Below are 23617 nucleotides of genomic sequence, written 5' to 3'. Positions count from 1 at the left end.
GCCCGAACGAGCCGAATTAGCACATTCGGGTGACACAGCGGGGGGCGGGGCGAACCGCCGCGCGGACGGATGCCGGTCACGCGGCAGGGGTCACGCGGCGGTGGTCACTCGGCGGCGGCCGGACGGTCCGCGCCGCCCATGGTCACGTCCTGCTCGGGCACGGCCTGTCCCGAACGGATCAGGTCGATCCGTCCCATCACCTTCGAGCGCAGGTCGGAGGGGACGTCGTCCTGTCCGCAGCAGCGCTTGACCAGCTTCTTCACGGCCTGCTCCAGGCCGTACTTCTCCAGGCACGGGGAGCACTCCTCGAAGTGCACCTCGAATTTGGTGCAGTCGCCCTCGGGCATCTCATGGTCGAGAAACTCGTAGAGATGATCGAGAACCTCTGAGCAGTCCGTCTCGTGCGGCTCTCCGCAGCTCATGAGGCCGAGCCTTTCGTTTCGTCCGACTCACCGGCTCCGGCCGGGACGAGCCCGCGCTCACGCGCGTAGTCCTCCAGCATGCCGCGCAGCTGACGGCGTCCCCGGTGCAGCCGGGACATCACCGTACCGATGGGTGTCCCCATGATGTCCGCGATCTCCTTGTAGGCAAAGCCCTCTACATCGGCGAGATACACGGCGATGCGGAACTCCTCGGGGATCGACTGCAGCGCGGACTTCACGTCGGAGTCCGGCAGGTGATCGAGCGCCTGGGACTCCGCCGAGCGCAGACCGGTCGACATGTGCGACTCCGCACGCGCCAGCTGCCAGTCCTCGATCTCCTCGGCGGCGCTGCGCTGGGGTTCCCTCTGCTTCTTGCGGTACGAGTTGATGAAGGTGTTGGTGAGGATGCGGTACATCCACGCCTTGAGGTTCGTGCCCTCACGGAACTGGTGGAAGGAGCCGTACGCCTTGGCGTAGGTCTCCTGCACCAGGTCCTCGGCGTCCGCTGGGTTGCGTGTCATGCGGAGCGCGGCCGAGTACATCTGGTCCAGGAATCCGAGGGCGTCCCGCTCGAAGCGCGCGTTGCGCTCGGCGGTCGTCTCCTGCGCGCGGCCGTCGTCGGTCCCTGTGTCGGTCCCAGTGACCGGACCCACCTCCTCCAACGATGTGGCGGAACCGAGACCGGACCCGCTCGCCTCGGAGAATAGTCGACCTTGCTTCTTCGCGGGCTGTCGATCGGCTCCGCCCGGAGCGCGCGCCGGGGTGCTCCTCGCCGCATGCAGCACGGTCCACTCCAGATCTGCGGCGTTCGAGCGCTTCGGGCAGATGGTCGAACCCATGCGACGGACTCCCTCTTCACGTACGACGTTGTTGTACCGACACCAGCCACAACAGCCGCTCCGCACGGCGCATTCCCGGTGCGCCCGCGCGCGGGGAGCGTGACCGGGGTCATGTCGTCAGGAGAGTCCGTCCAGCCACTCGGCGACCGCCCCGGCAAGGAGGTCCATCGCCTGATCCTGGGTCAGTGGTGCCTTCTTCGGCACGGCGAAACCATGATCCGCGTACGGCACCTCTACAAGGCGGTGGCTTCCGGGAAGGAACTCCTCCGGCCGCCCGAAGGGGTCGCGGCCGCCCTGCACCACGAGGGTGGGCACGCCCGCGCCGAGCAGTTCGCCGGCGCGGGACTTCTCCGGCTTGCCGGGGGGATGCAGCGGGAAGCTCAGGGCGAGCACCGCGCGGGCCCCGAGTTCCGACGCCGTACGGCAGGCCACCCTGGCACCCGCGCTGCGGCCACCGGCGACGACCGGAAGCCCCGGGGCCGTCAGCGCCGGCCACAGTCCCCGCCAGCCGGTGTCCAGGGTCCGGGGCGCCGGAGCCAGCTTCTTCCCGGCCACCCGCCACGGCTGCTCGACCAGGGCCACGGTCACCCGGCGGCCCGGCAGTACGGCGGCCAGGGCCCGGAGGTCACGTGCCTCGATGCCGCCGCCCGCGCCGTGGCTGACGGCGAGCACCAGGCGCGCCCCCTTCGCGGGGAGCCAGGTGATCCTGGCCTCTCCGGCATCCGTGCCGACGCTCTCGGTCTGCTGTGCTGTCCCTGCAGTACGGCTCACGGCCCCCATACTGCCGGGTCAGAAGAGCGTGCTCACCTCTGGCGCGGCCAGCTCCTCCAGGAGTTCCGGGCCGTTGTTGCGGACGTTGCTGACGGCCGTCGCCACCGGGTAGGCCCGCATCAGCCCGCCTGGAGGCGGCTCCAGCAGCGCCCTCAGCTCCTCGATGCCGGTGTGCGACGGGTCGAGCCAGTCGTCCCAGCGGTCCGGGGTCAGCATCAGCGGCATCCGGGGGTGGATGTCGGAGAGCGAGGCGGGCCCCTCGGCGGGGGCCACCGCGAGCGGGGCCGTCTCCGCCTCGGTGGTGATCACCGAGCAGGTCACCCACCAGGCCCCCGGGTGGTCGTCGGGCAGCGTCCGGTCGCGCCAGAACTCGTACAGGCCGGCCATGGCGAAGACCGAGCCGTCCGCGGGTGTCACGAAGTACGGCTGTTTGCGGGGCCGCTTCTTCTTCCCCTTCTCCTCCAGCTGCCGCTCGTCGGCGCCGGTGACCCACTCGTAGTAGCCGTCGGCCGGGAGGATGCAGCGCCTCGACACGAAGGGCCGGCGGAAGGACGGCTTCTCGTGGACGGTCTCCGCGCGGGCGTTGATCATGCGGGCGCCCCCTTCCGGCGACTTCGACCAGGACGGCACGAGTCCCCATTTCAGGGCGCGCAGCTGGCGAACCGGACGCTGATCGTCTGCGTCCTTCACAGGACGGTCCAGAACCGCGTAGACCTCCTTGGTCGGCGCGACGTTCCAGTCGGGCTCCAAGGTCTCCGTGGGTTCCCACTTCTCCACGCCGAAAAGCCCGGTCAGATCCTCCGGCCGCCGGCTCGCTGCATACCGTCCGCACATAAGTGCCAGACTGCCACGACCCGCCGGCCGAGTGGACCCCATCCCCTCAAGGACCTGAAGGAGCCGCCCGCACCATGGACAGCACCGAACTGGGCGATCTGTGGGATCGCGTCTTCGGAACCCAGCCCGCCCCCGAGCAGTGGCTGGTGGTCGTCACGGCCACGGCGGCGCTCGTCGCGGTGGTACCGAACCTCATATGGCGCCTCTCCCGTAACGCGATCACCATCGCGCACGAGGGAGGACACGGGCTTGTCGCCCTGCTCACGGGGCGGCAGCTCTCCGGTATCCGGCTGCACTCGGACACCAGCGGCCTGACCGTCAGCCGCGGCAAGCCCACCGGCGCCGGCATGATCCTCACCGCGGCGGCCGGCTACACGGCACCGCCGCTGCTCGGGCTGGGCGGCGCCTGGCTGCTGACCAACGGCAGGATCACCCTGCTGCTGTGGCTGGCGACCGCCCTCCTGGCGGTGATGCTGGTGATGATCCGCAATCTGTACGGGGCGCTGACGGTCATCCTCACGGGGACGGCCTTCCTGCTCGTGTCCTGGCTGACCTCCGCCGACGTCCAGTCGGCGTTCGCGTACACCGTGGTCTGGTTCCTGCTGCTCGGCGGCGTGCGCCCGGCGTTCGAGCTCCAGTCCAAGCGCAGGCACGGCGGCGCCCCCGACTCGGACGCCGACCAGCTCGCCCGGCTGACGCACGCGCCGGCCGCGATCTGGCTCTTCCTCTTCCACGCGGTGTCGCTCTGCTCGCTGATCGGCGGCGGACGCTGGCTCCTCGGGCTGTGAGGGCGGGTGACCGGGCCCGCCCGTACCACCTTTGTATTACGCCCCGGTTTCGGCCTTTTTGTTCAGGATCTGGGTTTGCTGTGAGCCACTAAAGTGAGGGGCATGACCGAAAGTTCCGTGCACCCCGCCCTCTGGCCCGCCCCCCGAGCGACCGGGGCCGTCGACGCGACCGTCACCGTGCCCGGATCCAAGTCGGTCACCAATCGCGCGCTCGTCCTCGCCTCGCTGTCCTCCGAGCCCGGCTGGCTGCGCCGCCCGCTGCGCTCCCGCGACACCCTGCTGATGGCCCAGGCGCTCCGCGCGATGGGCGTCGGCATCGAGGAGGGTGTGGGCCCGGACGGCTCGGGCGAGGCATGGCGGGTCATCCCCGCCGGTCTGCACGGCCCCGCACGGGTGGACGTGGGCAACGCGGGGACGGTGATGCGTTTCCTGCCGCCCGTGGCCTGCCTCGCGGACGGCCCCGTCCACTTCGACGGTGATCCGCGGTCCTACGAGCGACCGCTGCACGGTGTGATCGGGGCGCTGAAGTCCCTGGGCGCCCGGATCGACGACGACGGCCGCGCGACGCTGCCGCTGACCGTGCACGGCGCGGGCGCACTGGACGGCGGCACGGTGGCCATCGACGCCTCCTCGTCCTCCCAGTTCGTCTCCGCGCTGCTGCTGTCCGCGCCGCGGTTCAACCAGGGCGTGGAGGTGCGCCACACGGGCTCGGCCCTGCCCTCCATGCCGCACATCCGGATGACCGTCGACATGCTGCGCTCGGTCGGGGCCCAGGTCGACGAGCCGGAGTCGGGCGGCGAGCCCGACGTCTGGCGGGTCTCCCCCTCCGCCCTGCTGGGCCGCGACCTGACCGTCGAGCCCGACCTCTCCAACGCCCAGCCCTTCCTGGCCGCCGCGCTGGTGACCGGTGGCCGGGTCACGGTCCCCGACTGGCCGCTGCGGACCACCCAGCCGGGTGACGCGCTGCGCGAGATCTTCACCGCAATGGGTGGTGCGTGCGAGCTGACCGAGCACGGTCTCACCTTCACGGGCTCGGGCTCGGTCCACGGCATCGACGTGGACCTGAGCGAGGTCGGTGAGCTGACACCCGGCATCGCGGCCCTCGCCGCCCTCGCCGACTCCCCGTCCACCCTGAGCGGCGTCGCCCACCTGCGGCTGCACGAGACGGACCGGCTGGCGGCGCTCACCAAGGAGATCAACGGTCTCGGCGGCGACGTCTCGGAGACCGCCGACGGCCTGCGGATCCGTCCCCGCCCGCTGCACGGCGGCGCCTTCCACACCTACGACGACCACCGGATGGCCACCGCGGGCGCGATCATCGGCCTCGCCGTCGCGGGGGTGGAGATCGAGAACGTCGGCACGACGGCCAAGACCCTGCCGGACTTCCCGGATATGTGGACCGGCATGCTCGGGGAGCCCTCGGGAGCCGTCGGCGTATCGCCCGGAGCGCTCGGCGCCCCGGCGGGAAGCCGCGGGGTCTGAGGGCATGCGCCGCTACGGGAAGAACCCCGACGAGGACGACATCCGCGTCCGCCCCAACCCCAAGGGCAACCGGCCCCGTACGCACACCCGCCCCAAGCACGAGGACGCCCAGGAGGGCATGGTCCTCACCGTCGACCGGGGCCGGCTGACCTGTCTGGTCGGCGACCGCACGGTGACGGCCATGAAGGCCCGCGAACTGGGCCGCAAGGCCGCCGTGGTGGGCGACCGGGTCTCCCTGGTGGGTGATCTCTCCGGCGCCAAGGACACCCTGGCCCGCATCGTGCGGATCAGCGCGCGTACGTCGGTGCTGCGCCGCACGGCCGACGACGACGACCCCTTCGAGCGGGTGGTCGTCGCCAACGCCGACCAGCTGGCCGTGGTCACGGCGCTCGCCGACCCCGAACCCCGCCCGCGCATGATCGACCGCTGCCTGGTGGCGGCGTACGACGGCGGGCTCACCCCGCTCCTGGTGCTGACCAAGTCGGACCTGGCCTCGGCGGACAAGCTCCTGGAGGCGTACACCCCGCTGGGCGTCCCCTACGTCGTGACCAGCCGTGAGGAGCTGGAGAACGGCGACGCCGCCGACCGGGTGCGGGAGCTGCTGAACGACCGGGTGACCGCGTTCGTCGGCCACTCCGGGGTCGGCAAGACGACCCTGGTCAACGCCCTGGTACCCAAGGACCGGCGCCGGACGACCGGGGTGGTCAACGCCGTCACCGGGCGGGGCAGGCACACCACCACGTCGGCGCTCGCACTGCCTCTGCCGGACGGCCGGGGCTGGGTCGTCGACACTCCGGGCGTGCGGTCGTTCGGGCTGCACCACGTCGATCCCTCGCGGGTCATCAACGCCTTTCCCGATCTCCAGCCGGGCACGGAGAACTGCCCGCGTGGCTGCACCCATGACAGCCAGGAGCCGGAGTGCGCCCTGGATCCGTGGGTCACGGAGGGGCACGCCGATCCGGCACGGCTCGACTCCCTGCGGAGGCTGCTCGCGACCCGTGAGCGGCGCGAGGGCGACTGAGGCACGGCACGGCAGGACCGACGGACACCGGGCTGCCCGACTCGCGCACGTTTGCGGTCTCCCACGGCCGGTAAGGGCATAATCGCGCAAGCGAGACGAAGCGTCACCTATGTGGGAGGCACCTGACGATGGCGTGGTTGCTGGTCGTGGTCGCCGGACTGCTCGAGACCGGCTTCGCCGTGTGTCTGAAGCTCTCGCACGGATTCACCCGGCTCTGGCCGACGGTCGCGTTCTGCGCGTTCGCCCTCGGCAGCTTCGGTCTCCTCACGCTGGCCCTGAAGAAGCTCGACGTCGGCCCGGCGTACGCGGTGTGGACGGGCATCGGGGCGGCGGGTACGGCGATCTACGGGATGGTCTTCCTGGACGACGTGGTCTCGACGCTCAAACTGGTGTCGATCTCGCTGGTGATCGTCGGAGTGATCGGCCTGCAGCTGTCCGGTTCGGCGCACTGAGCCCCGGGGCCGGCGGGAAGCCGCCCCGCACGGGTCCGTGTAGCCCGGGCGGGTGGCTGTGGATACTGTGACGGCATGCCCGATTACCACGATGATCTGCGCCTCGCCCACGTACTGGCGGACGCCGCCGACGCGGCGACGATGGACCGGTTCAAGGCTCTGGACCTCAAGGTCGAGACCAAGCCGGACATGACGCCGGTGAGCGAGGCGGACAAACACGCGGAGGAACTCATCCGCGGGCACCTGCACCGGGCGCGCCCGCGCGACGCGATCCTGGGCGAGGAGTACGGGATCGAGGGCACGGGTCCGCGGCGCTGGGTCATCGATCCGATCGACGGCACCAAGAACTACGTACGGGGCGTCCCCGTCTGGGCGACGCTGATCTCGTTGATGGAAGCGGGCGAGAACGGCTTCCAGCCGGTGGTCGGCGTGGTGTCGGCCCCCGCGCTGAGCCGCCGCTGGTGGGCAGCCAAGGGCGCCGGCGCCTTCTCCGGCCGCAGTCTGACCTCCGCGTCGCGGCTGCACGTGTCGAAGGTCGAGCGGATCGAGGACTCCTCGTTCGCGTACGCCTCGATGACCGGCTGGGAGGAGCAGGGCCGGCTCGACGGCTTCATGGACCTCACGCGGGCCTGCTGGCGCACCCGGGGGTACGGGGACTTCTGGCCGTACATGATGGTCGCCGAGGGTTCGGTGGACATCTGTGCGGAGCCGGAGCTCTCCCTGTGGGACATGGCGGCGAACGCGATCATCGTCCAGGAGGCCGGCGGGCGGTTCACCAGCCTGGACGGGGTGCCCGGCCCCGGCGGCGGCAACGCGGCGGCGTCCAACGGGCTGCTGCACCACGAGCTGCTCGGCTATCTCAACCAGCGCTACGAGTGATCTGAGCCGGGTATCCACCGACGGCGGGCGCACGCACCCTTGTTGAGACCCCCCCTGGGTGCGACTCTGGGAGTCCCCCCACTTGTGAACTTGTGAATCGCCTCACGAAGGCGACTCCACAGCTCACTTCCCGAAGGAGGCGGCTACCCAGATGCTTGTCCGTGACGCCATGAGCACCCTGGTCCTCACCATCGGCCCGGCCCACACACTCCGTCAGGCGGCCCGGCTGATGTCGGCCCGCCGCATCGGCGCCGCAGTCGTCCACGACCCGGACACCTGCGGCCTCGGCATCATCACCGAGCGCGACATCCTCGACGCGGTCGGCGCCGGGCTGGACCCCGACGTCGAGACCGCCTCCACCCACACCACCACCGACGTGGTCTTCGCCTCCCCCGCCTGGACCCTCGATGAGGCGGCGGCGGCCATGACGCACGGCGGCTTCCGGCATCTGATCGTGCTGGACGGCGACGGTCCGGTCGGCATCGTCTCGGTGCGCGACATCATCAGGTGCTGGGCGCCGGCCAGGAGACATGCCGCGGACCTGCCCCTCTGACTCCGGCCCTCCCCTTCACCCCGGGTGCGTCCGGCCCACCGCGAACGGCAGCGGGCCGGACCCCCGGGAGCACCCCGGGAATCCGGCCCACCGCCGTCGGCAAGGGCTACAGGCCGCGCAGGGCCTGGACCGCGGCCTCCAGCCGCTTGCCGAAGTCTCCGTCGGCCTGACGGAAGTTGTTGACCGCCCGCTCGGCGATGTCGTCGCGCGAGACCTTGGAGATGAATCCGGCGAGGTTGTCGATCAGCCGGACCTTCTCGTCCTCGGACAGCAGACGGTAGAGGTTGCCGGCCTGGACGAAGTCGTCGTCCTCGGCGTGGAGCGGCGCCTCGTGGTTGCCCGTGCCGCCCGTGACGGGTACGGACTCCCAGAGCGGCCGGTCCGTCTGGGCCGGGCCGCCGAAGCTGTTCGGCTCGTAGTTCTTCGCACCCTTGTGGCGGCCGTCGTACAGGTAGCCGTCACGGCTGTTGGTGCGCGCCTCGGTGGCGTGCGGGCGGTTCACCGGCAGGTGGTCGGCGTTGATGCCGACGCGGTAGCGGTGGGCGTCGCCGTACGCGAAGAGGCGGCCCTGGAGCATCTTGTCCGGGGACGGGCCGATGCCGGGCACGAAGTGCGCCGGACTGAAGATCGACTGCTCGACCTCCGCGAAGACGTTCTCCGGGTTGCGGTTGAGCTCCAGCTTGCCGATCTCGATCGGCGGGTAGTCCTCGTGCGGCCACACCTTGGTGAGGTCGAACGGGTTGAAGCGGTACGTGGCCGCCTCGGCCGCCGGCATGATCTGGACCTGCACGGTCCAGGACGGGAAGTCACCGCGCTCGATGGACTCGCGCAGGTCACGCTGGTGGCTGTCCGGGTCCACACCGGAGAGGCGGACGGCCTCCTCGGTGGTGAGGTTCTCGATGCCCTGGTCGGTCTTGAAGTGGTACTTGACCCAGAAGACCTCGCCGGCCTCGTTGTTCCACTGGAACGTGTGCGAGCCGTAGCCGTTCATGTGACGGTACGAGGCCGGGATGCCGCGGTCACCGAACAGCCAGGTCACCTGGTGCGTGGACTCGGGGGACAGACCCCAGAAGTCCCAGACGTTGTCCGCCTCCTGCGAGCCGGTGTACGGGTCGCGCTTCTGGGTGTGGATGAAGTCGGGGAACTTGATGGCGTCCTTGATGAAGAACACCGGGGTGTTGTTGCCGACGAGGTCGTAGTTGCCCTCCTCGGTGTAGAACTTCAGCGCCCAGCCGCGAGGGTCGCGCGCGGCGTCGGCGGAGCCGAGGTTGCCCGCCACGGTGGAGAAGCGCAGAAACGTCTCGGTCTGCTTGCCGACCTCCGAGAGGAACTTCGCCCGGGTCCACTGCGAGACGTCACGGGTCAGCGTGAAGGTGCCGTACGCACCGGCACCGCGGGCGTGCACGACGCGCTCCGGGATGCGCTCGCGGTTGAAGTGGGCGAGCTTCTCGAGAAGCGCCTGGTCCTGGACGAGAACCGGTCCACCCGGGCCAGCGGTCTCGCTGTTCTGATTGTCGGCCACCGGAGCGCCGGCCTCCGTGGTGAGCGGTCCCTGAGTCACGCGCGCCTCCTGCGTCATGTCCTGCACAGCGATGTGTCCCGCACAGCTCGTTCGCTGTGCAGCGTGCACTCGGCCGAACCTGCCCTTGGCCAGTACGTCACCGATCCTACAATGGACTTTGTCCAAGTCAAACAACTATCTAAAGTCACACCCACTCGGGACTCGGTCTCTCCACTGTTAGGCTGGGCCCCATGAGTGACCTCCTGGAACGACTTCGTGGACGCGGCTGGCGCATGACGGCACAGCGGCGCGTGGTGGCCGAGGTTCTCGAGGGGGACCATGTGCATCTGACGGCGGACGAGGTCCACGCGAGGGCCGTCGACCGACTGCCGGAGATCTCCCGAGCCACCGTGTACAACACGCTGGGCGAGATGGTGTCCCTCGGAGAGGTCATCGAGGTCTCCACCGACCGCCGGGCGAAGCGGTACGACCCGAACGCTCATCGCCCCCACCACCACCTGGTGTGCGCCCGCTGCGGAGCGATCCGGGACGTGCACCCGTCCGGCAACCCGCTGGCGGACCTGCCGGACGACGAGCGCTTCGGCTTCACCGTCTCGGACGTCGAGGTGACCTACCGCGGCATCTGCCCGAACTGCTCCGCCACCGCCTGAGCCCCCGGCCGGCACCGCCTGACGGAGCTTCCCGAAGCACCCCGCCGGGCGGCCCCTCATCCGGGCAGCCGCCGGTCTTTGCACCGGCATACGACAGAGGCCCGAAACCTTGGAAGGTTCCGGGCCTCTGTCTTTCAGTAGCGGGGACAGGATTTGAACCTGCGACCTCTGGGTTATGAGCCCAGCGAGCTACCGAGCTGCTCCACCCCGCGTCGTTGTGAGTGCAACAGTACGGCACTCACGACGACCGGAGCAAATTCATTCGCCGGACACCCGTGCGCAGCCATGGCGGGCCGGCCCGGTCGTCGTCACGCGGTGAGCTCCTGGTGCAGCGCCTCCAGCAGGCGCGCGGCCCGCTCGGTCACCTCCGCAGGCCCCAGCTCGACGGCCCGGGCGCACCAGCGCTGCCCTTCGGTGAGCTCGCCCCGCCGGGCGGCGAGCAGCGCGAGGCGCAGGGCCGCCCTGCCGTGCCCGTCGTTGGCCGCGCGGCTCCACCACAGGGCCGCCTCACGCTCGCTGCCCTCACGGGCGAGCAGCAGGCCGAGGTTGAACGCCCCGTTGCGGCTTCCCGACTCGGCGGCCTCGCGGTACCAGCCCGCGGCGCTCGCCATGTCGCCGCGCGCGGCCGCGAGCATCCCGGCCCTGACCTGGGCACGGCGGTGCCCCTGCTCGGCCGCCCTCTCGTACCACTCCTCGCACTCGGTCCTCTCCGGCATCGGCTCTCCCAGCGCGGGAGGTCCCGGGGCCGGCTGGCGCCGGTCGAGGACACCTGCCAGCCGGAAGGCGGCCTCCGCGCTGCCGCCGCCCGCGGCGCAGCGCAGATGACGCTCCGCCTCCCGCTCGTCGCCATCCCGCAGCAAGGCCATGCCCACCTGCAGCGCGGCATCGGTGTGTCCGGCGGCGGCCGCCCGCTGGTACCAGCCGATCGCCGCGCGGTCCTCGTCGCGTCCGGCGTGCAGGATGCCGAGGTTGAAGGCCGCGTCCACGCTGCCCGCCTCCGCGGCCTTGGAGAACCAGGGCTCGGCCCCGGTCGCATCCCCGGCCTGGAGCAGCAGCACGGCCAGCGCGTTCGCCGCCTCGCGGTGCCCGGCGTAAGCGGCCCGGCGGTACCACTGCTCGGCCTGCGGTATCCGGTCCTGGGCGGCGCAGAGCAGGCCGAGGTTGTACGCCCCGTTGACGTCACCGGCGTCCATGGCGGCGCGGTACCAGCGCTCCGCGGTCTGCTGTTCGCCCCTGGCGGCGTGCAGTGCGCCCAGTGCGTTGGCGGCGTTGCCGTCACCGTCCTGGGCGGCACGGAGCCACCACACGGCCGCGCTCTCCTCGTCACCCGCGTCGCGCAGCAGGAACCCTAGGGCGCAGGCCGCCCGGGGCTCGCCGTCCTTTGCGGCGGTGAGATACCAGCGGCCGGCGTCCTTCAGCTCGCCGCGCTGTTCGAGGATGGCCCCGAGATGCAGGGCGGCGCGGCGGTGGCCGCGCGCCGCTGCCTGGCGGTACCACTGTTCGGCCTCGCCGACCCGCCCGGCGTCGGGGCCCGCGACGGGACTGTCCGGCTTCGCCTGCGTACCGGCGTCCAGCCCCCGGCGGCCGTCGCCCAGGACACGGCCGAGTCCGAAGGCGTCGTGCGCGTCGCCGACGGCATTGCGCTCGATCGTCCGCGCGAGACGGTACGCGGCTTCCCGGTGCCCCTGTTCCGCGGCGGCGCGCAGCCAGCGCTCGGCGCCCGTGTCCCCGCGGTGCTCCAGCAGATCGGCCAGCGCGTAGGCGCCCAGCGCGTGCCCCTGCTCGGCGGACTGGCGCAGCCAGTACTCGGCGCCCGGCTCGTCGCCGCGCTCCCTGAAGTGGCGTCCGAGGGCGTGCGCGGCGGCTGCGGAGCCGGCGACAGCGGCGATACGCCACCATCCGGCGGCCTCGTCCGCGTATCCCTTCTGGTGGAGGAGCACGCCGAGGTTGTTGGCCGCCGCACGGTCGCCCTCGGCGGTGGCCGCTCGCAGATACGCCTCGGCGCCGTCCAGATCGCCGCGGCGCAGAAGGAGAGCGCCCAGGACGCTCATCGACGCCGTGTCACCGGCTTCCGCGGCACGCCTGTGCCGCGCCTCGGCCTCGTCGGCGTGATCAGCGGTGTCGGCAGTGTCGGCGTGATCGACGGTGTCCGCGCCCGCGGTGTGGTCCGCGCCGCCGGCGGTCCCGAAGCTCTCGACGGCACCGGTCGAGTCGACGATGTCCGCGGTCAGGACGGCGGCCTCCCGGCCGCCGTCGGCGGTGTCAGCTGTCCCGGCCACGGCGACGGCGAATGCCGCATCTGCCATGTTTTCCGCCGTCCGGCCGCGTCGCTGCACAAACCGCCCTGTCTCCAACAGAGTTGCCCTGTCCCCCATAAATACCATCGTCGCACCACCTGTAACCCGCGGACACCTGGTATATCGCGGCCAGTGAGGTCACTTCAGCGTTTTGTCGACATGCCCACAGAGAGACAAGTGAAACACGACTGAGTCCAACTCGTGCCCCGCGAACCGCACTTCACTCCGACAAGTTGGAAAAAGGCGCCGCGACATGACGAAGGCCCGGATCCCAAAGGATCCGGGCCTTCACCTTCCAGTAGCGGGGACAGGATTTGAACCTGCGACCTCTGGGTTATGAGCCCAGCGAGCTACCGAGCTGCTCCACCCCGCGTCGTTGTGTTCAAACCGTACCACGACGCGGGGTGGACCTTTCTCAGCTGCCCTGGTCACCGTCCTCCGGCTTCGTGGCGTTCTCGGCGCCCGAGGCACTGTCGGCGCCCCCGGTGTCCGACGCGCCCCCGGTGTCCGAGGCGCTGCCGGCCTTGGGCTGCGCGGCCGCGGCTCGCTCGAGCGCGTCCTGGAGGTCGGCCTGGGCCTTGCCGTAGGCCTCCCAGTCCTGCTCCTTGAGGGCCTCCTCGCCCGCCGTGTATGCCTCCTGGGCGTCCGCGATGGCCGCCTTCAGAGCCGCTTGGCCGGTGGGAGGCGGCTCCGTGGTGTCACCCGGCGGCTCGGTCGGCTCCGTGGGCGTATCGGAACCCTCGACCCCGAAGACCGCGTTGAGCGCCTCCCCGAGACTGTTCTCGAAGACGATCTCCGACCCGTACGAGGCGGCCACCTTGCGCAGCAGCGGGTAGTTCTGCGTGCCACCGCGCGTGTAGACCGGTTCGATGTAGAGGAAGCCTCCGTCGAGCGGCACGGTCAGCAGGTTGCCGTACTCGATGTCCGAGTCGGTTCCCTTCAGGTTCCTCACGAACTCGGCGACGTCGTCGTTGCCGTTGAGCTCACTCTGCACCTGGCCGGGGCCCTTCACGGTGGTGGTGACTCTCAGCAGCCTTATCGTGCCGTAGTCCTTGCTGGCCGCGTCGGCGTCAACCGCCATGAAAGCGCCCAGGTTGGGGCGCCCTCTCGGGGTGAACGTCGTGGTCAGCGAGAACCTCTGCGCGTCCTGCCCCGGCATCTTCATGCTCAGGTAGTACGGCGGAACGGCCCCGGGCTCCTTGTTCGTGGGGTCGTCCGGCACCTGCCAGGCGTCACTGCCGCTGTAGAACTGGGCGGGATCCTCGACGTGGTAGCGCGTGAGCAGCTCGCGCTGGACCTTGAACAGATCCTGCGGGTAGCGCAGGTGGTCCATCAGGTCCTGCGGGATGTCGCCCCTGGACTTCACGGTCCCGGGGAATGCCTTGCGCCACGTCTTGAGCACCGGGTCCTTGGTGTCCCACTCGTAGAGCGTGACCTCTCCGGTGTACGCGTCGACGGTGGCCTTCACCGAGTTGCGGATGTAGTTGACCTGGTTCTGCTGGGCGACGACCGCGCGCTGGTTGGTGGTCAGCGAGTCGGCCGTGGTGTCGCCGAGCGTCGTACGCGAGGCGTACGGGTAGCCGTTGGTCGTGGTGTAGGCGTCGACGACCCACTGGATGCGCTTGCCGACCACCGCCGGATAGGCGTCGCCGTCGATGGTCAGCCAGGGGGCGACCGCCTCGACGCGTTCCTTGGGCGTCCGGTTGTACAGGATGCGCGAACCGTCCCCGATGGCCCCGGAATACAGTATCTGCGGCTCGCTGAGCGACACCGCGTAGGCGGCGCGGTTGAAGGCGTTGGAGAGACTGACCCCGCTCTTGCCCTTGTAGCTGGTGGTCTTCTCGCCGTCCTCCTCGTAGTCGAGCTCCTTCTGGGGCCCGCCGACGATGGAGTACTGCTCGGTCTTCTCGCCGTAGTAGATCCGCTGCTCGTACTCCCCCAGCTCGCCGGTGGTCGGCAGACCCGACTCCGTGAAGTCGGGGGAACCCGCCGGGTTGGTACCCGTCGTGGTGCCGCGGGCCGCGATGGCGCCGTAGCCGTGGGTGTACGTGAAGTGGTCGTTGATCCAGTTCCGCTTGGGAAGACCGGCGAGGTTGAGCTCGCGCAGACCGATGACGGTGTCCTGCTCCTTGCCGTCCTCGCCCTTGTAGCGGTCGACGTCCAGCGTCTCGGGGAACTGGTAGTAGTTCCTCTTCTGCTGGAGCTGCTGGAAGGCCGGGGAGACGACGTTCGGGTCCATCACCCGGTAGCTCGCGGCCTCTCCGGCGGAGGCGCGGAGCTTGGCCTCGTCCGTCGTCGTGCCCTTGCCGGAGTAGTCGTCCACCTTCGCGTCGTCGATGTCGTAGGCATCGCGGGTCGCGTCGATGTTCTTCCGGATGAACGGAGCTTCCTTGGCCTGCTCGTTGGGCTGGACCTGGAACTTCTGCACGATCGCCGGGTAGAGGCCGCCGATCAGGATCGCCGACAGCACCATCAGGCCGAAGCCGATCACGGGCAGCTGCCAGGTGCGGCGCCAGAGGGTCGCGAAGAAGAGCACGGCACAGATGACGGCGATGCAGAACAGGATCGTCTTCGCCGGCAGGTAGGCGTTGGCATCGACGTACCGCAGGCCCGTCCAGTTGTCCGTGGCCTTGAAGTCACTGGACTTCACGGCCAGGCCGTACCGGTCGAGCCAGTACGCCACGGCCTTCAGCGAGACGAAGACACCGAGCAGCACGGAGAGGTGGCCGGTGGCCGCCCCCGTGGCCCGCGCGCCGGGGCTGGTGACCCGGAGCCCGCCGTAGAGGTAGTGGGTCAGCGCCGCCGCGATCAGCGACAGCACCACTGCGGCGAACCCGAAGCCGAGCATGAAGCGGTACCACGGCAGGTCGAAGGCGTAGAAGGCGACGTCCAGCTTGAACTGGGGGTCCTTCTGCCCGAACGGCACGCCGTTGACATACATGAGCCACGTACGCCACTGGCTGGACGCGGAGGCTCCGGCGATCAGCCCGACGAGCGCGGTGACCGCGAGCAGCACCCACTTCTTGTACGGGGCGATGCTCATCCGGTAGCGGTCCAGGCTCTGCTGCTCCAGAGACATCGCGCTCAGCGGCGGCCGGAGCCGGTGCGCGAGCCAGACGTTCACACCGATGACGACGGCCATCAGCAGTCCGAAGACGAGGAACAGCCCGATCTTGGTCCACAGGGTGGTGGTGAAGACAGACGAATACGCGACCGACCTGTACCAGAGCCAGTCCGTCCAGAACCCGGCGAACATGACGAAGGCCATGGCGAGAACCGCCAGGACACCCAGTGTCATGAGCAGGGTACGGACGCGCCGGGACGGGCGGCCGACTCTGATCCGTGGCCCGGTCGGGCCTCCGCCGCGGTCCGGCATCTGGAAAGCCAACGTGCGCACCTCGAAGTTCGCGGTCGTGTGAAGCGGCCCCAGCGATCGTAGAGCCCACCTATGCAACTTACTGAGGCTTTACCTAGTTCCCGTTACCGGGGCGGAAGGAGGCAGGATGTTGGGCATGCCCAACGTTTCCCCCTCAGGCCCTCCGATGGCCGCGAGCCCCCTGACCGTCGCCGTACTCGAAATCGACGCCTATGCCGGGAGCCTCGGCTGGGACCAGCCGGCCAGGCTGTTCGCCCTGGTCGACACCGCCCGGCTACGTGCCCACGAGCCGGGCCTCGCCGCCCAGCTCGGCCTCGACGACACCGCTTCCACGACCGCCACCCTCACCCCTGTCGAGCAGGAGGAGCTCCCCGCCGGCGCCGCGCTGGACGAGTTCCTCGCCACGATCGCCTGGCCCGATGCCGTGGTCGGCTGCGCCATGACCGTGGAACGCATGATGCTGCCGCCGTCCGCGGAGGCGTCCGTGCCGGACGGCCTGACCGACGCCCAGCTGACCAGCTGGGTCGCCGAGCACCCCGACCGGCAGGAAGTGCGGATGACCGTGGCGGTGCTGCGGGACGGGGCGAGGGACTCCGCCGTGCGACTGCGGGAGAAGGACTCCCCGACCGAGGTCCTGACCGGTGCGGGGCTGGTTCCGGGACTGGCCGAGGCACTCGCGGCCACCTTCGAGTCCTGATCCCTCCGGCGGGGGCCGGTCTCAGCCCGTCGAGCAGCTCGGCAGGCCGGCCGCGTCCCCCGCGCGGATCTTCTCCAGGGACTTCTTGGCGTCGTCGAGGGTCTTCACCCTCACGAGCGTGAGGCCGCCCGGCGTGTCGGACGCCGCGGCGTCGCAGTTGTCGTCCGGAGTCAGGAAGTACCGGGCACCCGCGTCACGCGCGCCGACGAGCTTCATGTTGATCCCGCCGATCGGACCGACCTTGCCGTCGTCGTCGATGGTGCCCGTGCCGGCGATGAACTCGCCGCCCGTCAGCTTTCCGGGCGTCAGCTTGTCGATGATGCCGAGCGAGAACATCAGTCCGGCGCTCGGGCCGCCGACATCGGCCAGCTTGATGTCGACCTCGAACGGGAACGTGTGGTCCGTCCCTGCCTGGATCCCGACGATCGCCCGGTCCTCCGCCGAGGGATCCGACGGGTCCGCGGGCGCCTTCCGCGTGGTGAGGGTGACGTCACGGGAGCCCCGGGGCTCCTTGCCGGCCTTCTCGGCGGCGGCGGCGGTCTTGGCCGGGACGACAGTGAAGACGACGTCCTCGCCGGGCTCGTGCTTCGTGACGAGCTTCGCGACGTCCTCGGGCTGTTCGACCGCCGTGCCGTCGACGGCCTTGATCACGTCGCCCGCGTGCAGCGCACCCTCGGCGGCGCTGTCCTTGACGACCGTGGAGACCACCACACGGGAGGTGACGGGGATCTTCAGCTCCTCCAGGGCCGCGACCTTGGCGCTCTCCTGGGACTGGCTGAACTCCTCCGCGTTCTCCTGCGTCGACTGCTCCTCGGTCTTGCCGTCCGGGTAGAGGGTGTCGTGGGGCACGACCACGCTGTCATGAGCCAGCCAGCCGTAGACGGCCTCGACGATGTTCATGTCGTAGTCCGCGCCGGTGACACGGACCGTCGTCATGTTGAGGTGCCCGGACGTCGGATACGTCTTGCGCCCGCTGATGTGCAGGACCGGCTCGCCACGGGCATCGCCGAGCGTGTTCACGGTCGGGCCGGGGGACATCTCCGAATACGGCACGCGGATCAGCACGCCTGCGCAGAGCAGCGCGATGAGAACGAGGGTGGAGGCGAGCATCGTCGCGGTGCGGCGTGGCATGGAACGACAGTACGGGAACGGCCTGTCAGTGCACCGTCGGGGCCGGGCCGTACGGGCGGCCGGGGCGGCCCGGGCGTCGTCGCGGGCCCACTCGCTGCGCGGGCCACGGCCACGGGAGCGGGTGCGGAGCGGAATTGGCAACTGCGTACAGTCGCGGAGTCTCAGACTGCCTGGGAACCGGAGGGCGGCTTCTCCATCGCCTCACGGAACCTGGCGTAGCCGGCGAGTTCGGTGACATCGCCGGTCGTTCGATTGCGGGCTGCCCACCCTCCCCATATCGCCGCGCCGAGTGCGGCTATAAACGGAATCAACAGCCAAGCGAGTGCTGCCATCACGACCTCCCTACCCCATGAGCGACCGCAACTGACGATCAGAAGATTAACCACCTGCAGGACCAACGCTCACGGCAGGGGTGCGGTTACGCAAATCGGGGCTGATGCCCCCCGGGGCGGTTTGCGGTCAGCAGGCGCCGACCCACTCCTCCGTACCGTCGGAGAAACGCTGGTGCTTCCAGATCGGGACCTCGTGCTTGAGGTCGTCGATCAGCTTGCGACAGGCGTCGAAGGCCTCACCCCGATGGGCGCACGACACCGCGACGACCACCGCCAGATCGCCCACACCCAGATCACCCACCCGGTGGACGGCGGCCAGAGCCCGTACCGGGAACTCCGCCACCACCTTCTCGGCCACCCTGCGGAGTTCGTCAGGGGCCGTCGGATGGCAGGAGTAACCGAGGGCGCCGACGTCCTGCCCCTCGTCGTGATTGCGCACGGTGCCGACGAAGAGCACCATCCCACCCGCGGCGTCGTCCCCGACCGCGCGGAAGATCTCGTCGACGGACAGCGGCGTGTCACGGATGTCCAGAAGCCGGATGGGGTCCTGTGCCGCCTGCTCGCCGGGGTGGTCGTGGGTGCGTGCCATGGGGCCATCGTGCCGTACGGCACCGGTTTCCCGGAATAGCGTTTTCGACCAGGGGCACACCGGACCGCTTGGAGCCTCCTGCCGGACGGGGGACCGGACCGCCGGCCTAGAAGCGCCGACGCGCCCTTCGGGCCCGTCGGACCAGCGCCGCCGTGCCGAGCAGTGCGACGGTCGCCCCCGCGGCCCCCGCTGCGGTGGCGTCCTTGCGGCCGAGCCGCCGGCCGGCGACCGTGTGGCGTCCCTCCACCTCTTCCAGGAGGGCCGCCAGGACCTCCTCGTTGGTCCAGCGTGGGCGCCATCCGGCGTCGTGGAGCCTGCTCACACTGACCACCCAGGGATGCATGGTGTAGGCGAGATCGCCCGCCGGTGACGGCGTGAGGCCGATCCGGTGCAGCCGGGCCGCGGCGCCGAGGGCGACGGCGGACGGAAGCTCCATGCGACGCACTCCGGAGAGCTCCTCCACCTCCTCCTGTTCGAGCCAGCCGTCGCAGCCGACCGCGAACTCTCCGTCGATCTTCTCCAGAGCCGCGTACTCCAGGGCGGTCACCAGGTCGTCGACGTGGCAGAACTGCCAGGCGGGGCGCGAACCGGCGACGACGAGGAGCCTGGGCGACTCGAAGTACCGGGTGAGCGCCGTGTCCGTACCGCCGACCAGGACCGTGGGACGCACCACCGTGACGTTGAGTCCGGGGTGGGCCCGGGGCGCGCGGCGGCCGAGCCGTTCGATCTCCAGGAGGTCGCCGACTCCGGTGGCCTCCGCCGTGGCCCGCAGCTCCGCGTCCTCGGACAGGGGGATGTCGTTGTCGGCCAGCGCGCCGTAGACCATCGCCGAGGTGCACAGCACGACCCGGTGGACTCCCACGGCCGCCGCCGCGGTCAGAACGGTCTGGGTACCGCGCACGTTGTACGCGGTACGGGCCGCGGCGTCGGTCTCCAGATCGAGGTCGAGCGCCATGTGCACGACGACGTCCGCGCCGCGGAGTTTCTCGGCGATGGCGGGGTCGCGTACGTCCAGGATGTGCCACGTCGCCTCGGAGACGTCCCCCCGGCGCTCGTCGATGGCGATGACCTGCTTGATCGCGTCGGATGCGGCGAGGTGGGCGGTGAGCACCTCGCCCACACCGGTCGCGGCACCGGTGACCGCGACGACGGGGCCGCGGCTTCGGGAAGAATTTTTCGTGGGCTTGCTTTCGGACGAGGGGTCGGCCAGGTTTCGCGCTGCGCGAACCTGCGGATCTGGGGAACTCACCGGGCGTCTCCAGCGGTTGTCTTCAGTACGTACCCGAATGACGCGTGCGTACCAGGTGGCGTCCATCCTGCCGCAGGCCGGGAGCCGGCGGAGCACTGAGGGCCCGAGCGGTCTTTGGTGTCTACGCTGGATGGTGATGTCGGGCAGTCGCCGTCGGTTCGAGCCGGCGGCCCTACGAGCCGAGGAAACCCGTGAGTGACACCCCATTCGGATTCGGCCTTCCGCCGGAGGAGCCGGAAGACGGCGACGAAGGCAAGAAGAAGGACCCCACCGGTGGTGGGCAGGGCTCGGGCGGGCCGGCGAACCCGTTCGGCTTCGGGCCGGGCGCGGGCGGGGACAATCCGTTCGCAGCGATGTTCGGCTCGATGAACCCGAACGACCTGGGTGCCGCCTTCCAGCAGCTCGGCCAGATGCTGAGCTACGAGGGCGGTCCGGTCAACTGGGACATGGCCAAGCAGATCGCTCGCCAGACGGTGTCGCAGGGCACCACGGACGGAAGCAAGGACGCGAGCGTCGGCCCTGCGGAGCGGGCCTCCGTCGACGAGGCGCTGCGTCTCGCCGACCTCTGGCTGGACGGCGTGACGTCGCTGCCCTCGGGTTCCGTCTCGACGGTGGCGTGGAGCCGCGCCGAGTGGGTCGAGGCTTCGCTGCCCGCGTGGCAGCAGCTGGTGGACCCGGTGGCCGAGCGCGTCGGCCTGGCCATGGGTGACGTCCTGCCGGAGGAGATGCAGGCCATGGCCGGCCCGCTGATCGGCATGATGCGGTCCATGGGCGGCGCCATGTTCGGCCAGCAGATCGGACAGGCCGTGGGCGTGCTCGCCGGCGAGGTCGTCGGCTCGACCGACATCGGCCTTCCGCTGGCACCGGCCGGCAAAGCCGCGCTGCTTCCGCTGAACGTCGAGCGGTTCGGCAAGGACCTGAGCGTGCCGCAGGACGAGGTGCGGCTGTACCTGGCACTGCGCGAGGCGGCCCACCAGCGGCTCTTCGCCCACGTCCCGTGGCTGCGTTCGCATCTGTTCGGCGCGGTCGAGGCCTATGCGCGCGGCATCAAGGTCGACACCAGCAAGCTCGAGGACGTCGTCGGCCAGTTCGACCCGTCGCAGCCCGAGCAGCTGCAGGACGCTCTTCAGCAGGGCATGTTCCAGCCGGAGGACACCCCGGAGCAGAAGGCGTCGCTGGCCCGCCTGGAGACCGCCCTCGCTCTCGTCGAGGGCTGGGTGGACGCGGTGGTGCACGAGGCCGCGAAGTCCAGGCTGACCTCGGCGGACGCGTTGCGCGAGACGATGCGCAGGCGCCGGGCCTCCGGCGGTCCCGCCGAGCAGACCTTCGCCACGCTGATCGGTCTCCAGCTGCGCCCGCGCCGGCTGCGGGACGCCTCGCGGCTGTGGGCCTCGCTCACGGACGCCCGGGGTGTCGACGGCCGGGACGGGCTGTGGGAGCACCCGGACATGCTGCCGACGGCCCAGGACCTGGACGACCCCGACGGCTTCGTCCACCACGAGCAGCTGGACTTCTCCGAGCTGGACAAGATGCTCGGCGAGGCGGCGAAGGGCCCGCAGAAGCCCGCCGTCGAGGATCAGGGCGAGGACCGGAAAGACGCCCTGGACGAGGACGAGCCCGGGGACGGTCCGAAGAGCGACGGCAAGGACGACACCGGGAAGTGAGCCTGCACGACGACGCGGTAGGCGTACTCAAGGGCTACGACGGGGACGACGCGCAGCAGGCGGAGCTGCGTCAGGCGTACCTCGATCACCTCGCCGGTCACCCCGACGGCATGTGGAAGGCGTGCGGAGCGGGGCATCTGACGGCCAGCGCGCTGGTGATCGACCCGGAGCGCGGCAGGGTCCTGCTGACGCTGCACAGGAAGCTTCGAATGTGGCTGCAGATGGGCGGGCACTGCGAGCCCCAGGACACGACCCTGGCGGCTGCGGCCCTTCGTGAGGCCACGGAGGAGTCCGGGATCGCCGGGCTCCGTCTGCTGCCCGGCGGGCCCGTGCGGCTGGACCGGCATCCCATCCCGGCGCCGTGCCACTGGCATCTCGATGTGCAGTACGCCGCGACGGCTACGGCCGGAGCGGTGGAGCAGATCAGCGACGAGTCCCTCGATCTGCGCTGGTTCCCGTACGACGAGGTGGAGAAGGTGGCGGACGCCTCGGTCGCGCGACTGCTGGAGAGTGCACGTGCGCGGCTGGACGCGGGTCGCTAGACACCGGTGAGGGGGCGGTTCCCCGTGGGAACCGCCCCCTCACCGCGACACTCCGCCGCAGCGGGGCCGCTCAGTTCCAGGCGTTGTTCTGGTTCTGGCTGCGCGCGCCGTGCTGGCCCACACCGAACTGGGCCGCGGCACCCTGGCCGATCTGCGCGCTCTGCGGCGGGAGCACCTCGCTCGGCTGGACGAGGGCGAAGCCCTGGCCCAGGAAGCTGAGCTCCCAGCCCTCCCCCGTGTTGCCGCGACGCCTGGCGATGCCCGTGGAGTGGGTCTGGGCCTGCATCTGGACCCTCAGCCCGCTCGACCAGGCGACGATCGCGTCGGCGTCGGCATTGACGTACTTGTCAGGGGTGACCTGCATCATCAGCGGCTGACCGGAGGTCATCAGCGCGACCTTGCCGGTCCCGGAGATGTTCAGCTGGTACTTGCCGGTGCCGGAGATCCCGTACTGGCTGTCCACCGCGATGACCTCGGTGTGCAGCGAGGAGTCCAGCGCGAGCACGTAGGCGCTGTCGACCGTCATGCCCTCGTGGTCGACGTCGACCATGTGGATGTACTGGGCGAGGTTGGCCAGGTAGACCGTGCCCTGCCCCGAGCAGCGCATCAGGTCGAGGCCCTCGCCCGTGTTCCTGCGGGCGCGGCGCTGGCCCTGCGACTGGTACTCCCCGTCGAACTCCATGAGGCCCTGGTAGGCGACCATGGCGCCCTTGCGGGCGAGCACGTCGTCGTGGCCGGTCAGTGCGACTCGCAGGAGCTGCGGATTCTGGACGGTGTAGCGGTCCTGGGACTGCTGCTCGGTGTGGCTGAAAAGCGGACTCTGCATGATGTGTTCCTCCCCCCGCTCAGTTCCGGACCCGGAGGCGGTCGGTGCTGTCCTCGCTCGGCTGGACGACGACGATGCCCTGGCCGGAGAAGGCCATCTGATAGGCCTCTCCGCTGCCCCGCCCTATGAGGGAACTCGCCTTGAAGCTGCGCTTGCCCTTCACCTTGAGGTTCGGGGACCACGCGACGAGGGCGTCGGGGTCGACGTACGTCTCGTCCTCGCCCCGGCCGCAGTCGACGACTATGGGCGTGCCGCGCGAGGTGATGGCGACCCATCCCGTGCCCTGGATGCCGACGTTCCACAGGCCCTGGCCGGCGAACTTGGCCAGTCCCTTGACCCGCTCGACACCCCAGGAGAGGTGCCCGTCGAAGGCCAGGAGATTGGTGCCGTTGACCGAGAGCGAGTCGTTGTCGAGATTGATGACGACCACGTCCGCGCCGTAGTCGGCGAGGTAGAGGAGTCCGTCGCCGGCGCACTTCATCAGGGGTGCGCCCTCACCGGTGATCCACTGGGACGCGATCTGGCGGACGGCGGGCGGATTGGGTTCGTACTGGATGAAGCCCTCGTAGGCCACCATCGAGCCGGTGCGTGCGTAGAGGTCCTGGCCGGTGGCCATGGCGACCTTGAGCATCGCGCGGCCGTGGTTCTCCATGCGGGCCGTGACGGGGGTCGGGGCGAAGCCCGCGAGTTGCTGATTCATG

At 70.2% G+C, this 23617-nt stretch carries 23 protein-coding genes and 2 tRNA genes; 10 read left to right on the top strand and 15 right to left on the bottom strand.

From position 1 onward, the window contains the following. Nucleotides 1-104: 104 nt before the first annotated feature. From rsrA to BFF76_RS00830, 4 genes are all read right to left on the bottom strand, one after another. Nucleotides 105-422, bottom strand: coding sequence for a mycothiol system anti-sigma-R factor (rsrA, locus tag BFF76_RS00845; RefSeq protein ID WP_031091286.1), 318 nt, complete (start codon nucleotides 420-422; stop codon nucleotides 105-107). Then, nucleotides 419-1075 carry a sigma-70 family RNA polymerase sigma factor gene (locus tag BFF76_RS00840; protein WP_031091284.1) on the bottom strand — a complete coding sequence of 219 codons (657 nt, stop codon included), beginning with the start codon at nucleotides 1073-1075 and terminating at the stop codon, nucleotides 419-421. Before BFF76_RS00840 ends, rsrA begins: the two co-directional genes overlap by 4 nt. A gap of 303 nt (nucleotides 1076-1378) precedes the next feature. Further along, nucleotides 1379-2041 carry an alpha/beta hydrolase family protein gene (locus BFF76_RS00835; RefSeq protein ID WP_065846695.1) on the bottom strand — a complete coding sequence of 221 codons (663 nt, stop codon included), beginning with the start codon at nucleotides 2039-2041 and terminating at the stop codon, nucleotides 1379-1381. Between the two features lie 9 nt (nucleotides 2042-2050). Then, entirely contained in the window at nucleotides 2051-2866 is an 816-nt protein-coding gene (locus BFF76_RS00830) for an SOS response-associated peptidase (RefSeq protein ID WP_031091282.1), read from the bottom strand. 74 nt (nucleotides 2867-2940) lie between these two features. On the opposite strand from BFF76_RS00830, the gene BFF76_RS00825 reads away from it, so the two are divergent. From BFF76_RS00825 to BFF76_RS00800, 6 genes are all read left to right on the top strand, one after another. Next, a complete protein-coding gene (locus BFF76_RS00825; protein WP_031091281.1) occupies nucleotides 2941-3654 on the top strand; it encodes a M50 family metallopeptidase in 714 nt (237 codons plus the stop codon). Between the two features lie 102 nt (nucleotides 3655-3756). After that, on the top strand, nucleotides 3757-5136 hold the full coding sequence (gene aroA / locus BFF76_RS00820; RefSeq protein ID WP_065846693.1) for a 3-phosphoshikimate 1-carboxyvinyltransferase: 1380 nt from the start codon (nucleotides 3757-3759) through the stop codon (nucleotides 5134-5136). A gap of 4 nt (nucleotides 5137-5140) precedes the next feature. Next, a complete protein-coding gene (rsgA, locus tag BFF76_RS00815) occupies nucleotides 5141-6157 on the top strand; it encodes a ribosome small subunit-dependent GTPase A (RefSeq protein WP_065846691.1) in 1017 nt (338 codons plus the stop codon). 128 nt (nucleotides 6158-6285) lie between these two features. After that, nucleotides 6286-6609: a DMT family transporter gene (locus BFF76_RS00810; protein ID WP_031091275.1), complete on the top strand. Its 324-nt coding sequence runs from the start codon at nucleotides 6286-6288 to the stop codon at nucleotides 6607-6609. Nucleotides 6610-6684: 75 nt separating this feature from the next. Beyond that, entirely contained in the window at nucleotides 6685-7488 is an 804-nt protein-coding gene (gene hisN / locus BFF76_RS00805; protein ID WP_031091273.1) for a histidinol-phosphatase, read from the top strand. A 151-nt stretch (nucleotides 7489-7639) separates the two neighbouring features. After that, entirely contained in the window at nucleotides 7640-8041 is a 402-nt protein-coding gene (locus BFF76_RS00800; protein ID WP_053930446.1) for a CBS domain-containing protein, read from the top strand. Between the two features lie 106 nt (nucleotides 8042-8147). Here BFF76_RS00800 and BFF76_RS00795 read toward each other — a convergent pair whose 3' ends face one another. Beyond that, entirely contained in the window at nucleotides 8148-9620 is a 1473-nt protein-coding gene (locus BFF76_RS00795) for a catalase (protein WP_031091272.1), read from the bottom strand. A gap of 173 nt (nucleotides 9621-9793) precedes the next feature. Here BFF76_RS00795 and BFF76_RS00790 point away from each other — a divergent pair, with 173 nt between their 5' ends. Then, nucleotides 9794-10213, top strand: coding sequence for a Fur family transcriptional regulator (locus BFF76_RS00790; protein WP_031091271.1), 420 nt, complete (start codon nucleotides 9794-9796; stop codon nucleotides 10211-10213). A 138-nt stretch (nucleotides 10214-10351) separates the two neighbouring features. Here the strand turns inward: BFF76_RS00790 and BFF76_RS00785 are convergent. The 4 genes from BFF76_RS00785 to BFF76_RS00770 all read right to left on the bottom strand — a co-directional run bounded on the left by BFF76_RS00785 (nucleotide 10352) and on the right by BFF76_RS00770 (nucleotide 15886). Beyond that, nucleotides 10352-10425 (bottom strand) — tRNA-Met (locus BFF76_RS00785). A gap of 96 nt (nucleotides 10426-10521) precedes the next feature. Next, on the bottom strand, nucleotides 10522-12597 hold the full coding sequence (locus tag BFF76_RS00780; RefSeq protein ID WP_065846689.1) for a tetratricopeptide repeat protein: 2076 nt from the start codon (nucleotides 12595-12597) through the stop codon (nucleotides 10522-10524). A 212-nt stretch (nucleotides 12598-12809) separates the two neighbouring features. Further along, nucleotides 12810-12883: transfer RNA gene (locus BFF76_RS00775), tRNA-Met, on the bottom strand. A 42-nt stretch (nucleotides 12884-12925) separates the two neighbouring features. Next, entirely contained in the window at nucleotides 12926-15886 is a 2961-nt protein-coding gene (locus BFF76_RS00770; RefSeq protein ID WP_065846687.1) for a UPF0182 family membrane protein, read from the bottom strand. Between the two features lie 127 nt (nucleotides 15887-16013). On the opposite strand from BFF76_RS00770, the gene BFF76_RS00765 reads away from it, so the two are divergent. Then, nucleotides 16014-16583, top strand: a complete 570-nt coding sequence (locus tag BFF76_RS00765) for a PPA1309 family protein (protein ID WP_234316673.1) — start codon at nucleotides 16014-16016, stop codon at nucleotides 16581-16583. Nucleotides 16584-16604: 21 nt separating this feature from the next. Here the strand turns inward: BFF76_RS00765 and BFF76_RS00760 are convergent, their stop codons facing one another. The 4 genes from BFF76_RS00760 to BFF76_RS00750 all read right to left on the bottom strand — a co-directional run bounded on the left by BFF76_RS00760 (nucleotide 16605) and on the right by BFF76_RS00750 (nucleotide 19884). Next, nucleotides 16605-17714, bottom strand: a complete 1110-nt coding sequence (locus BFF76_RS00760; RefSeq protein ID WP_031091262.1) for a YlbL family protein — start codon at nucleotides 17712-17714, stop codon at nucleotides 16605-16607. A gap of 161 nt (nucleotides 17715-17875) precedes the next feature. Beyond that, nucleotides 17876-18046: a hypothetical protein gene (locus tag BFF76_RS32815; protein WP_167359457.1), complete on the bottom strand. Its 171-nt coding sequence runs from the start codon at nucleotides 18044-18046 to the stop codon at nucleotides 17876-17878. Nucleotides 18047-18173: 127 nt separating this feature from the next. Continuing rightward, the gene (locus tag BFF76_RS00755) at nucleotides 18174-18635 is read right to left on the bottom strand and encodes a molybdenum cofactor biosynthesis protein MoaE (protein WP_031091259.1); all 462 of its coding nucleotides are present in this window, start codon (nucleotides 18633-18635) and stop codon (nucleotides 18174-18176) included. Between the two features lie 106 nt (nucleotides 18636-18741). Beyond that, nucleotides 18742-19884, bottom strand: a complete 1143-nt coding sequence (locus BFF76_RS00750) for an SDR family oxidoreductase (protein ID WP_065846685.1) — start codon at nucleotides 19882-19884, stop codon at nucleotides 18742-18744. Between the two features lie 191 nt (nucleotides 19885-20075). Between BFF76_RS00750 and BFF76_RS00745 the strand changes: the two genes are divergently transcribed. Continuing rightward, nucleotides 20076-21548 (top strand): zinc-dependent metalloprotease, encoded by a 1473-nt coding sequence (locus tag BFF76_RS00745; protein WP_053930442.1) that lies wholly within the window; start codon nucleotides 20076-20078, stop codon nucleotides 21546-21548. Further along, a complete protein-coding gene (locus BFF76_RS00740) occupies nucleotides 21545-22090 on the top strand; it encodes an NUDIX hydrolase (RefSeq protein WP_031091253.1) in 546 nt (181 codons plus the stop codon). Before BFF76_RS00745 ends, BFF76_RS00740 begins: the two co-directional genes overlap by 4 nt. 70 nt (nucleotides 22091-22160) lie before the next feature. On the opposite strand, the gene BFF76_RS00735 is transcribed toward BFF76_RS00740, so the two are convergent. Beyond that, nucleotides 22161-22916, bottom strand: coding sequence for an AIM24 family protein (locus tag BFF76_RS00735; protein ID WP_031091252.1), 756 nt, complete (start codon nucleotides 22914-22916; stop codon nucleotides 22161-22163). Between the two features lie 19 nt (nucleotides 22917-22935). Beyond that, the gene (locus tag BFF76_RS00730) at nucleotides 22936-23616 is read right to left on the bottom strand and encodes an AIM24 family protein (protein WP_031091251.1); all 681 of its coding nucleotides are present in this window, start codon (nucleotides 23614-23616) and stop codon (nucleotides 22936-22938) included. Nucleotide 23617 lies beyond the last annotated feature (1 nt).

This window comes from Streptomyces mutomycini (assembly GCF_001700505.1).
GTDB classification, from domain to species: domain Bacteria; phylum Actinomycetota; class Actinomycetes; order Streptomycetales; family Streptomycetaceae; genus Streptomyces; species Streptomyces mutomycini.
This window is presented reverse-complemented; position numbering and strand designations above follow the sequence as displayed.